Annotated in this window: 9 protein-coding genes; 4 read left to right on the top strand and 5 right to left on the bottom strand. The window is 63.6% G+C overall.

The features are described 5' to 3' along the window. Positions 1 to 75: 75 nt before the first annotated feature. Both J2W36_RS06740 and J2W36_RS06735 read right to left on the bottom strand, forming a co-directional pair. Positions 76 to 1,056 carry a Bug family tripartite tricarboxylate transporter substrate binding protein gene (locus J2W36_RS06740; RefSeq protein ID WP_307688924.1) on the bottom strand — a complete coding sequence of 327 codons (981 nt, stop codon included), beginning with the start codon at positions 1,054 to 1,056 and terminating at the stop codon, positions 76 to 78. 24 nt (positions 1,057 to 1,080) lie between these two features. Beyond that, entirely contained in the window at positions 1,081 to 2,025 is a 945-nt protein-coding gene (locus J2W36_RS06735; protein ID WP_307688923.1) for an alpha/beta hydrolase, read from the bottom strand. A 79-nt stretch (positions 2,026 to 2,104) separates the two neighbouring features. Here J2W36_RS06735 and J2W36_RS06730 point away from each other — a divergent pair, with 79 nt between their 5' ends. Then, the gene (locus J2W36_RS06730) at positions 2,105 to 3,007 is read left to right on the top strand and encodes a LysR family transcriptional regulator (protein ID WP_307688922.1); all 903 of its coding nucleotides are present in this window, start codon (positions 2,105 to 2,107) and stop codon (positions 3,005 to 3,007) included. Positions 3,008 to 3,026: 19 nt separating this feature from the next. Here the strand turns inward: J2W36_RS06730 and J2W36_RS06725 are convergent, their stop codons facing one another. Genes J2W36_RS06725 through J2W36_RS06715 form a run of 3 tightly spaced genes read right to left on the bottom strand, consistent with a single transcriptional unit; the run spans position 3,027 to position 7,980 of the window. After that, positions 3,027 to 3,920 (bottom strand): LysR family transcriptional regulator, encoded by an 894-nt coding sequence (locus tag J2W36_RS06725; RefSeq protein WP_307688921.1) that lies wholly within the window; start codon positions 3,918 to 3,920, stop codon positions 3,027 to 3,029. Positions 3,921 to 3,958: 38 nt separating this feature from the next. Next, positions 3,959 to 5,953: a type I restriction enzyme subunit R domain-containing protein gene (locus tag J2W36_RS06720; RefSeq protein WP_307688920.1), complete on the bottom strand. Its 1,995-nt coding sequence runs from the start codon at positions 5,951 to 5,953 to the stop codon at positions 3,959 to 3,961. Next, positions 5,878 to 7,980 (bottom strand): type I restriction-modification system subunit M, encoded by a 2,103-nt coding sequence (locus tag J2W36_RS06715; protein ID WP_307688919.1) that lies wholly within the window; start codon positions 7,978 to 7,980, stop codon positions 5,878 to 5,880. Before J2W36_RS06715 ends, J2W36_RS06720 begins: the two co-directional genes overlap by 76 nt. 160 nt (positions 7,981 to 8,140) lie before the next feature. Here J2W36_RS06715 and J2W36_RS06710 point away from each other — a divergent pair, with 160 nt between their 5' ends. Genes J2W36_RS06710 through J2W36_RS06700 form a run of 3 tightly spaced genes read left to right on the top strand, consistent with a single transcriptional unit; the run spans position 8,141 to position 11,964 of the window. Next, positions 8,141 to 9,664, top strand: a complete 1,524-nt coding sequence (locus tag J2W36_RS06710; protein WP_307688918.1) for a CoA-acylating methylmalonate-semialdehyde dehydrogenase — start codon at positions 8,141 to 8,143, stop codon at positions 9,662 to 9,664. A 10-nt stretch (positions 9,665 to 9,674) separates the two neighbouring features. Beyond that, positions 9,675 to 10,829: an acyl-CoA dehydrogenase family protein gene (locus tag J2W36_RS06705; RefSeq protein ID WP_307688917.1), complete on the top strand. Its 1,155-nt coding sequence runs from the start codon at positions 9,675 to 9,677 to the stop codon at positions 10,827 to 10,829. A 19-nt stretch (positions 10,830 to 10,848) separates the two neighbouring features. Continuing rightward, positions 10,849 to 11,964: an enoyl-CoA hydratase/isomerase family protein gene (locus J2W36_RS06700; RefSeq protein WP_307688916.1), complete on the top strand. Its 1,116-nt coding sequence runs from the start codon at positions 10,849 to 10,851 to the stop codon at positions 11,962 to 11,964. Positions 11,965 to 11,969 lie beyond the last annotated feature (5 nt).

Raw genomic sequence — 11,969 nt, 5'->3', positions numbered from 1 at the left:
TGACAGCACGGTGCACGCTCACGTTTTTTCAAACCAAGGAGCGGGCGTGACACTGTGGTGGATCGGCGCGACAGGCTAGTTCTTGGGCAGGTTGCTCTGCCTGACCAGCTGTTCGTACTGCGCGTTGCTCTGCGCGACGAATGCGCCGAACGTCTGCGGGGTGGTCGGGTCGGAGATCTTGACGCCCAGGTCCGCAAAGCGTGACCTGACCTTGGGGTCTTTCAGCACGTCGGCGAACGCGTTGTTGAGCTTGTTGATGATGGGCGCAGCCGTTCCCTTCGGTGCGAAGAGGCCAGTCCAGAAGAAGAAATCCGCGCCCTTGAGTTCGGGTGTCTCGCCGGCGGAGGGCAGGTCCTTGTTGCCCAGGTCGCGGTCCTTGCTCAGCACGCCAACGCCAGTGAGCTTGCCGCCCTTGATGTGCTCCAGCAGCGCAGGCAGCCCGGAGACGCCCACGTCCAGGTGCCCGCCCATGACATCCACCGCGATCTTCGAAGCGCTCGCGTAGGGGATGAAGTTCATCTCCACCTTGGCCCGACGCTTGAAGTCTTCCATGGCAAGGGCCGGCAGCGAACTGGCGCCCGTGGCGCCGTAGCTCACCTTGCCCGGGTTCTTCTTTGCATAGGCGATCAACTCCGACAAGTTGCGGATATTCAATGCCGGATTGGAGACGACCGCAAGGCCGCTGGTCCCGAGCGGGCCGATGGGTTCAAGGTCCTTGTAGGTGTAGCCGGCGCTGCTTTCCGTCAGCGGGGCAAGAACGACGTCCGAGACGATGCCCATGAGGATGGTGTAGCCGTCGTTCGTGGATCGCACGGCGCGCGCCACGCCGATTGCGCCGCCCGCGCCCTGGATGTTCTCGATGATGACCGGTTTGCCGATCTTCGCTTCCAGCCCCGGAACGATGAGGCGCGCGAAAACGTCGACGGTGCCGCCCGGCGCGTACGGCACGATCAACTTCACCGGGCGCTCGGGATACTCGGCAAGGGCCGCGGTGGGCGAGCCCGCGAACAGGGCGCATAGCGTGGCTGCGCCGGCAAGGCGCGAGATGATTTTCATGATGTCTCTTTCTGGGTGGGGGTGTCAGCGCTCGAGCCAGGCGGCGATGTCCTGGAAGACCTCGTCGCTGTTGCTGTCCATCATTGGGAAATGGGAGTTGCCGCGAATGCCCTTGGCAGGGAGATCGAGCGTGGTGATGTCCGAGGTCTCCGCCACCACGGCGAAGTAGTTGTCGGCCTGTTTGCGGTAGCCCATCCAGTGGCTGCCCGACGGCACGATGTGGTCGCCCCAGACGACGAGATGCGGCGGAAGGCCCCTCGAGGGCAGCGCATCGGGCATGCCGCCAGGCTCGACGGCCACGACGCGTCGCACCAGCTCCGGTCGCCGCCGTGCGATCTCGACCGCAAAGCCCGCGCCCTGGCTGTGGGCGACGACGATGCATTCGCCGACGCGCTCCACCAGCGCCTCGTAGGCTTGAAGGATCATGGCTTCGTGGGCCGGCCACCGGGGCACCCATTGCTTGGTGAATTCGTCGAAGCATGCGACCGGAAAGCGCTGGCCCGGGAACACGTGGCGCTCGGCGCTGTCGGCGGCATAGCGCAGGCCGAGCCGGAAGGTCTTCCAGCCCTCTTCGGCAGTCCGGAAGACCGGCGGTTCGCGATAGATGTGCGGCGACATGGCGAAGGACGCACGCCCGCGCTCCGCCGCGTCGCAACAGAACACGTCGTAGCCGGCTTCGAGGAAGCGCCAGAGCCAGCCGGGGCGACCGTCGGGTGTCGTCTCCCAGGTCGCGCCCGTCATGCCGCCGCCGTGCCACAGCAGGACCGGCAGCGAATGCCGGGGCGACGCGAGCTTGAAATGCTGGGCATACATCTGCCCGTACACGTGGTGGCCGTTGGGGTTGACCTCGCGAGGCGCCCCGTTGAGGACCATGCTGCGGTGCTCGACCGGCAGGTCGGACAGCACGGCCGTCTTGCCGCCGACGAAGAGGCTGGCGATCGATTGGAGATGGATGGGTGAGGTCTTCATGAGGAATGGGTCGTCGGCGCTGAGGTTAGAAGTGCGTCCTGATAGAGTCAAACGCATAAAACGCACCGATTGTTGAGATATGCGCATCCAATACAGCATCGACGACCTTCGCGGCTTCTGCAGCCTGGTCCGGCTCGGGCAGTACACCGATGCGGCCGACCAGCTCTGCATCACGCCATCCGCGCTCAGCCGGCGCATCCAGAACCTCGAGCGCGCCATCGGCGGCCGGGTGTTCGACCGCACGACACGCAAGGTGCTGCTGACGCCTGCCGGCATGGCGCTCTATGAGCGGGTCGTGCCGCTGCTCAGCGACCTGGACAGCGGCTTGACCGAGGCGGCTCGCGTGGCGCGCGGAGAAGAGGGCGCGCTGGTGATCGCCACGGTGGCCACCGTGGCCTATTCGAAGCTGCCGCAGGTCCTGCCGGACTTTGCGAAACGCTACCCGAAGGTGTTCCTGTCGATCCGGGATGGCATTGCCGCATCGATCGCGACGCTGGTCGAGGAGCGCATGGCCGAGTTCGGCATTTCCACGCACATGTCCTTCGGGCCGGCGCTCGAGGCCCGGCCCATTGCGCCCTACGGCTTCAACCTGATCGCCCGGGCGGCGCACCCCGCGCTGAAGCGGCGCAAGTCGATCGCATGGACCGACCTGCCGGACCTGCGCGTCGTCAGCCTGAACCGCCTCAGTTCCACGCGGCTGCAGGTCGACGACGAGCTGGCCGGACGCGCGTTGCCGAGCCCCTGGCATATGGAGGTGGATCAGCTGTCGACGCTGCTCGGCCTGGTGCAGCACTGGGGGTTCACCGCGGTGCTGCCGTCGATCTTCGATGCGCAAGCCATCGGCTTGCGGGCCATTCCGATCAGGGCGCCCGAGATCCAGCGGGAACTCTTCCTGGTGAAGCGCCGGGACGCCTCGCTGTCACCCCACGGCGCGTTCCTGGCCGACCTCGTCACCGCTGCGCTCCGTATGAACGACGAGTGAGGCGTCGGCGCCGGCACGCTCAGGCGGCGAGCTGCAGCATGCTGCGCTGTGCTTCCGCCGTCTCACGCACGAAGCCCCACACCGCTTGCATGCGCCCCAGGTGCTTGGTCTCCGCCGGCATCGACATCCAGAAGGTGCGCGTGAAATGCGCCTGCTTCGGCAGCACCGGTGCGAGCGACGCGTCGCGCTCGGCGATGAAGGCCGGCAGCACCGCGATGCCGGCGCCCGCTGCCACGGCGGCGTGCTGCGCCAGGATGCTGGTGCTGCGCAGCGCGAAGGTGTCGGGCTTGTGCAGCTCGTCGAGGTACTGCAGCTCCTTGCTGAAGAGCAGGTCGTCGACATAGCTGATGAACGTGTGGCCGCGCAGGTCGTCGCGCGTCTCGATGGCGCTGTGCAGCGCAAGGTAGGCCTTCGACGCATACAGCCGCAGCGTGTAGTCGGTGAGCTTGGTGACCACCACCGGGCCGCGCGCGGGGCGTTCCAGCGAGATCACGATGTCGGCTTCGCGCCGCGACAGGTGCACCAGGCGCGGCATGGCGAGCAGGTCGATCACCAGCTTCGGATGCCGGCCGGCAAAGAGCGCCAACTGCGGCGCCAGCACCACGGTGCCGAAGCCCTCAGTCGCGCCGATGCGCACCACGCCCGACAGGCCTTCCTGCGAGGCGGGCGCCGCGCTCTCGACGCTGCGGAACGCGTTCTCCATCGCCTCGACCTGTGGCTGCAGCCGACGCCCGGCCTCGGTCAGCCGATGGCCGCCGGCTTCGCGCGAGAACAGGGGCGAGCCGACCTGTTTTTCCAGCGCCTGGATGCGCCGAGCTACCGTGGTGTGGTCGACCGCCAGCCGGCGCGCCGCGCTCTGCAGCGTGCCAGAGCGCGCGAGCTCGAGAAAGAAGCGCAGGTTGTCCCAGTCCATGGGTTGGAGCTCTCAGCGACAACGAAGCGACAGGCGCTTCATGGTTTGTGCATCTTTAGCGCACCATAGACTTGGTGCAGCAAGTGCTCGACTGCCAGCTTGCGAAATTCACCATCGCTCATGAGCTTGCCGAAGATCTCCTCATTGCCCTCCATGCGGTCGATGACGAGACCTTCAAAAGCCTTCTCGAACACGTAGCGAAAGTCGTTCTTCGAGTTGGTGGCGGCGGCCTCTCTCAGGGTCTCGCTCTCGATGGCTTCCTCTTGAATTTGATCGAAGAACAATTGATCGGCCTGAGTGAAGTCAGTACCAAAGCGCTCATTCAGAAGCCCGATCAATTCCGAGAGGCGAATGCGCTGATCCTCTTGCCCTGTGCCGACATCGTTCGGCCCCTTGAGCGCCTGCCCATTCCCATCGCCCGCCCCAAGGTCGATCTGACCTTCACTGATCTTTTGCAGCCGGTAATACTGCAGTTCGATCTCGTCTTCGAGATGGATAGGGCCCTCGCCCTCTCGCTTCGGTAACTTGGTCAGCAAGAAGCGCAGATAGGTGTACAGCTGCTCGAGATCGCTGTCCTGATACGGTATGACCTGCGAGAGAAATCCGTAGAGATTACGAAAGTTGACCAATAGTGCCTTGAGCTCTTCGCGCTCCTCAGCTTCGCGTTCTTTGAACCGGTCTACCGCCTGGTCCAGGATGCCGTTCATGGCAGCATGATCATGGACTGTCTCCTTCCTGCGGGGAAGAAAGTAGACCTTGCAGAAGGCCTGCACTTCCTCTTCGAAGATCAGCCCCGTTTCCTCGATCTGGTGGTGGAGCCGGTAAAGGTGCTGCGCGTCGGTCAACGGTTCGGTCGGCGTGTCTTGGTAGTACGGCTTGAATGCCTTGAAGATTTCTTCGGGTGTGTTCCGGAAATCCAGAATAAACGTGTCTTCCTTGCCCGCGCATGTCCGGTTGAGGCGCGAGAGGGTTTGCACTGCCTGAAGCCCCGTCAGCTTCTTGTCCACGTACATCGTGTGCAAAAGCGGCTGATCGAATCCGGTCTGGTACTTCTCGGCAACAAGCAACACTTGGTATTCGTGGCTGTCGAACCTTTCCGGCAACTCGCTTTCCTTGATGCCGCCGTTCATTCCGACTTCAGTCCAGCTCTTTCCCGGTGCCTCAGAGTCTTCCACCACACCCGAGAAGGCCACCAGCGTTTTGACGTCGGTGTAGCCCTTTTCGGCGATGTACTTGTCGAAGGCCTGCTTGTAGCGCACCGCGTGCAGCCGCCCATCGGTCACCACCATCGCCTTGGCACGGCCGCCGATCTTGTGGCGCACGTGGGTGCGAAAGTGCTCCACCATCACCTCGGTCTTGGTGCGCAGGTTGACCGCGTGGAAGGTGAGCGTTCGCGCCAGTGCCCGCGCCGCCTTCTTGCGCTCGACATGCGGGTCGTCGTCGCCCACCTGCACCAGGCGGAAATAGGCTTCGTAGGTGACGTAGTGCCGCAGCACGTCGAGGATGAATTTTTCCTCTATCGCCTGGCGCATTGTGTACAGGTGAAAAGGCGACTCACCCGCGCTGCCCGGCTCATCAAACACCTTCTTCGTCTTGTACTTGGGCGTGGCCGTGAAGGCGAAGAAGCTCAGATTGGACTGCTTGCCGCGCTTCATCATTTCGCGCACCACGCCCGCCATCTGATCGGCATCGTCGTCTTCCAGTTCGTGGTCCAACGCGTATTGGGCGGCCGCTTCCTGTACGCCGTGTGCGTTGAGCACGCCCTTCAGTTCCATCGCCGTCTCACCCGATTGCGAGCTGTGCGCCTCGTCGACGATCACCGCAAAGCGCTTGTCTTGGGTTGAAAGAGCCAGGCCCTTTTTGCCCTCCCGCTGCAGCTTGTCGAGCGTTTCGGCAATGAACGGAAACTTTTGCAGCGTGGTGATGATGATTGGCGTGCCCTCGTGCAGCGCCTGCACTAGCTGCCGCGTGTCTTCGTCGATCTTCTGCACCACGCCTTGTTTGTGCTCGAACTGGTAGATGGTGTTTTGCAACTGCTGCCCTTGTTCTTCTTGCCTTCGTAATCGAGCGGCAGCGGCAGTTCGATGTCCGGCGGCAATGGCACGTTTTCGGTATCGCGCAGATCGGCATCGGGTTCGGGATTTCCCTTCTTGTCTTTGCAGATTTGCGCTGACGGGTCTTTTTCGCCCAAACTGCCTGGCGCAAGCAGGGCATCTTTGAGTTTGCTGTCGAGAGAAATGCCCGCGACCTTGAATGCGCTGCTCAACTGCTTGTCGAACACTTCGCGATCGCTGACCTGTTGCCCTGCGCCGAACGCAGGCTTCATGGCTTCGAGAACCTCAAGGATGGCCGCTTGTGCCGCTGCGCCCACCAGCATTTCTTCCTCGATCTTTGCCTTGTTCTTGCGCTTGCGAGAGACGGCCAAGTCAACAAATGCATTGGTCTTCTGAAACCTTGCGATCCGCTCTGCCGTGACTGCGAAGTTCAGGCGCAATGGGCGCTCCACGGTGATCTTGAGAAACCCGAAATCCTGGTTGTTGAAGATCTTGCTGACAAAAAGCGACTTGGTTTGATCGCGTTTGGCATCGACGTTGGTTTGAATATCGCCAACGGTTTGACGAACGTCATGCTTGAACTCACCGTAGAGCCGGGTAAGCATGGCGATGTGGTTGGGCGTGCCGTCGTTGCCGTCTCCGATGCGCTTGCGCTTGTCGCCCAGGCTCTTTTTCATCTTCCAAGCAAAGTCGGTGCCATTGATGAGTTGCACCTTGCCCACACGCTTGCCCTGCTTGCGGTTGGTGACGATCCAGACATAGGTGTAGATGCCGGTGTTGTAGAAGAGCTGGTCGGGCAGGCCGATCACCGCTTCGAGCATGTCGTTCTCAATGATCCAGCGACGGATGTTGCTTTCGCCGCTGCCGGCATCTCCGGTGAAAAGCGGCGAGCCATTGAAGACGATGGCGATGCGCGCGCCTTCTCCGTGTTTCCCGGTCGGCTCCATCTTCGAGATCATGTGAAGGAGGAAGAGCAACGCGCCGTCGTTGATGCGAGGTAGGCCTGGGCCGAAGCGGCCGTTGAAACCGAACTCGTTGTGCTCGCGCGTAACGTAATCTTTCTCTGGCTTCCACTCGACGCCGAAAGGCGGGTTCGCAAGCATGTAGTGGAAGCGCTCATCCGGATGGCCATCCCCATCAACGTAGCCGTCTTTTGTCTTGCCGGTGCCCAAGGTGTCGCCAAAGGCGATGTTCTTGACGTCCTCGCCCTTGATCATGAGATCGGAACCGCAAATGGCGTATGACTCAGGGTTGTACTCCTGGCCATAGAGGTAGACGTTGGCGCTCGGGTTGAGTCCTGTTTCCGGGTCCTTGATCAGCTTTTCGGACTCTGACAGCATGCCGCCTGTTCCGCAGGCCGGGTCATAGATCCGGATGACCTTGGCGGGCTGATACACGAGGTCGTCGTGCGTGAAGAGGAGATTCACCATGAGCTTGATGACCTCACGAGGCGTGAAATGGTCTCCAGCCTCTTCGTTCGCCTGCTCGTTGAAGCGCCGGACCAGATCCTCGAACAGGTATCCCATGGCGATGTTCGGGATGTCGTCGGGATGGAGGTTCACTCCCGCCATCTGTTGCACGACCTCGAACAGTCGATTCGCTTCTTCGAGCTTATCGATTTCCTCTTCAAACTTGAACTTCTCGATGATCTTGCGCGCCCGTGCGGAAAATCCGGCCATGTAGTTGCGAAGGTTCGCCGCAAGCTTGTCAGGGTCGCCGAGCAGGTTCTGAAAGGTGAATTCGCTGGTGTTATGGAAGGGAAGGTTGAACTTCTGATTGATCAATTTTTCGACAACCTCGGGCTCGAGTTTCCCGTCCGCCTTGAGCTTCTTGTGGTGCGTGATCACCTTCTCTTTGGTGCTCTCCAGAACGCAATCGAGCCGCCTAAGCACGGTGAGCGGGATCATCACGCGGCGGTATTGAGGCGGCCGGTAGGGGCCCCTCAAGAGGTTGGCGATGTTCCAGATGACGTCGCCTTGCTGTTTGATGGATTCGGAGGTCTTCATGGGAGGAGTGAGGGATGCGGAGTCGTTCTCGACGACCATTTTGCGTTGGCGCAATTATGCAGATTGGCGGTGCATATTTGTCCCTTGCTATCGCAAAACTGCAAAGCTAGCATCCTTCGTTCACCGCCATCCGGCCAGAAATCTACAAGGAGACAAATCCATGGATGCCAAAGTCAAGCCGACCACCCAGGTCGCCACCGTCAAGCTGCTCATCGGCGGCGAGTTCGTCGAGTCGAAGACGACCGAATGGCGCGATGTCGTCAACCCGGCCACGCAGGAGGTGCTGGCCCGCGTGCCCTTCGCGACGCCGGCCGAAGTCGATGCCGCGGTCGCGTCCGCCAAGGACGCCTTCAAGACCTGGAAGAAGACGCCCATCGGCGCGCGCGCCCGCATCTTCCTCAAGTACCAGCAGCTCATCCGCGAGAACATGGGCGAACTGGCCGCCATCCTCACGGCCGAGCAGGGCAAGACGCTGCCCGACGCCGAGGGCGATGTGTTCCGTGGCCTCGAAGTGGTCGAGCATGCCGCGAGCATCGGTAACCTGCAGCTCGGCGAGCTGGCCAACAACGTGGCCAACGGCGTCGACACGTACACGCTGCTGCAGCCGCTGGGCGTGTGCGCCGGCATCACGCCCTTCAACTTCCCCGCGATGATCCCGCTGTGGATGTTCCCGATGGCGATCGTCACCGGCAACACCTTCGTGCTGAAGCCGTCGGAGCAGGACCCGATGGTCACCATGCGGCTGTGCGAACTCGCGCTGCAGGCGGGCATTCCGGCCGGCGTGCTCAATGTCATCCACGGCGGCGAAGCGGTGGTCAACGCGATCTGCGATCACAAGGACATCAAGGCGATCAGCTTCGTCGGCTCGACCAAGGTCGGCACGCATGTCTACAACCGCGCCATCCCGACGGGCAAGCGCGTGCAGTGCATGATGGGCGCGAAGAACCACGCGATCGTCATGCCCGACGCGAACAAGGAGCAGACGCTCAATGCGCTGGCCGGGGCAGGATTCGGCGCGGCGGGGCAGCGCTGCATGGCGGTGTCCGTCGCGGTGCTGGTGGGTGATGCGCAGAAGTGGGTGCCCGAGCTGGTCGAGAAGGCCAAGACGCTGAAGATCGGCGCGGGCACCGACAAGGGCGTTGATGTCGGCCCGGTGATCTCGTGCGCCGCTCGCGACCGCGTCAACGGCCTGATCGAACGCGGCATCGCCGACGGCGCCACGCTGGCGCTCGACGGCCGTAAGCCCTCTGTGCCCGGCTACGAAACGGGCAACTTCGTCGGCCCGACGGTCTTCGCCGACGTGAAGCCCGGCATGGTGATCTACGAGCAGGAAATCTTCGGCCCGGTGCTGTGCCTGGCGAATGCCGCGACCATCGATGAGGCGATCGAGCTGATCAACGCCAACCCGAACGGCAATGGCACCGCCATCTTCACGCAGTCGGGCGCGGCGGCGCGCAAGTTCCAGGAAGAGATCGACGTGGGCCAGGTCGGCATCAACGTGCCGATTCCGGTGCCAGTGCCGATGTTCTCCTTCACCGGCTCGCGCGCGTCGAAGCTGGGCGACCTCGGGCCGTACGGCAAGCAGGTCATCATGTTCTACACGCAGACCAAGACGGTGACTGCGCGCTGGTTCGACGACAGCACGGTGTCGCAAGGCGTCAACACCACCATCAGCTTGAAATAGGCTCGGCTGCATGGACTTCGAACTTTCCGAAGAGCAGCGCGCCTTTGCCGAGACCGCCCGCGAATTCGCCGCGGCCGAATTCGCGCCGCATGCCGCGCGTTGGGACGCCGAGGCTTTCTTTCCCAAGGACGCCATCGCGAAGGCCGGCGAACTCGGCTTCTGCGGCCTCTATGCGCCCGAGCGCGTCGGCGGCCTCGCGTTGCCGCGCCTGGACGCCACGCTGGTGTTCGAGGAGATGGCCGCGGTCGACCCGTCGACCACCGCTTTCATCACCATCCACAACATGGCGACCTGGATGCTCGGCACCTGGGGCACCGAGGCCGTCTGCAAGACCTGGGGCGAAGACCTGACCAGCGGCCGCAAGCTGGCGTCGTACTGCCTGACCGAGCCCGGCGCCGGGTCCGACGCGGGCTCGCTCAAGACGCGGGCCGAGTTGCACGGCGGCGAGTACGTCATCAACGGCGGCAAGGCCTTCATCTCAGGCGCCGGCGCTACGGATGTACTGGTGCTGATGGCCCGCAGCGGCGGCGGTGGCGCGGGCGGCATCTCGGCCTTCGCGGTGCCGGCCGATGCGCCCGGCATCAGCTACGGCAAGAAGGAGCACAAGATGGGCTGGAACAGCCAGCCCACGCGCACCATCGCCTTTGACAACGTGCGCGTGCCCGCCGACCACCTGCTGGGCGCGGAAGGCGAGGGCTTCCGCATCGCGATGAAGGGGCTCGACGGCGGGCGCATCAACATCGCGACCTGTTCCGTCGGCGCGGCGCAGGGCGCGCTGAATGCGGCGCGCAGCTACCTGCACGACCGCCAGCAGTTCGGCAAGCCGCTCGCGAGCTTCCAGGCGCTGCAGTTCAAGCTGGCCGACATGGCGACCGAACTGGTCGCGGCGCGGCAGATGGTGCGTATGGCCGCGAGCAAGCTCGACGCGGCGCACCCCGATGCATCGACCTACTGCGCGATGGCCAAGCGCTTCGCGACCGATGCGGGCTTCACCATCTGCAACGACGCGCTGCAACTGCACGGCGGCTACGGCTACCTGGCCGAGTTCCCGCTGGAGCGGCTGGTGCGCGACACGCGGGTGCACCAGATCCTCGAAGGCACCAACGAAATCATGCGGGTCATCGTCGCGCGAAAGCTCCTCGAAGGTGACACGGACATCCGCTGAACCTGCTTATCCTTTGACCATGACCGAACCTGTTGTCCTTTTCAAGGAAATCCCCACCGCCAACGGCCAGCGCTTCGGCGTGGCCACGCTCAACGCACCGACCTCGCTCAACGCGCTGTCGGTCGACATGGTGCGCCTGCTCACGCCGCAACTGCGTGACTGGGCCGCGGACCCCGACGTCGTCGGCGTGCTGATGGACGCAGCCGGCGAGAAGGCCTTTTGCGCCGGCGGCGACCTGCGCCAGCTCTACCAGACGCTGCTGGACTGCAAGGCCGAGCGCAACGAATATGCCGAGCGCTTCTTCGGCGAGGAATACGAACTCGACCACCTGATCCATACCTTCCCCAAGCCCTTCGTCTGCTGGGGGCACGGCATCGTGATGGGTGGCGGTGTCGGCCTCATGGCCGGCTGCTCGCACCGCGTGGTAACCGAAGGCAGCCGCGTCGCGATGCCCGAGGTCAACATCGGCCTCTACCCCGACGTCGGCGGCAGCTGGTTCCTGCGCCGCACGCCGGGCCGCACGGGGCTGTTCCTGGCCTTCACCGCGGCGCAGATCAACGCGGCCGACGCCATCTTCGCGGGCCTGGCCGACGTGCTGGTGCCGCACGCGGCCAAGGCCGAGGTGCTGGAAGCCATCACGACCGCCGGCTGGAAGGGCACACCCGACGCCGACCGCGCGTTGATGTCCAGGCTGCTGGCGCAGGCGGGCGAGGGCGCTGCCATGCCCGCGTCGAAGCTGCGCGAGCACTTCGACCTCATCAACGCCACGCTGGCCGGCGACGACCTGCTGGCCATCGACCGACGCCTGCGCGCGCTGCAGAGCGACGACCCGTGGCTGCAGACGGCCGTGAAGACCTATGCGAAGGGCGCGCCGAGTTCGGTCGCGCTGTCGTGGGCGCTGTGGCAGCGCGTGCCGCGCATGTCGCTGGCCGAGGTGTTCCGCCTGGAGTACTGGGCGTCGCTGGGCTTCTGTGCCCATGCCGACTTTGCCGAGGGCATCCGCGCGGTGCTGATCGACAAGGACCGCAACCCGAAATGGAACCCGGCCACGCTCGCCGAGATCACGCCGGCCTTCGTCGAGGACCACCTGCGCTCGCGCGGCGAGATGGCGCCGGAACTCGTGCCACTGGTCTGACGACA

This window comes from Variovorax ginsengisoli (assembly GCF_030811835.1).
Taxonomy (GTDB): domain Bacteria; phylum Pseudomonadota; class Gammaproteobacteria; order Burkholderiales; family Burkholderiaceae_C; genus Variovorax; species Variovorax ginsengisoli_C.
The sequence above is the reverse complement of the archived record's forward strand: the minus strand, read 5'-3'. Positions and strand labels throughout refer to the sequence as shown.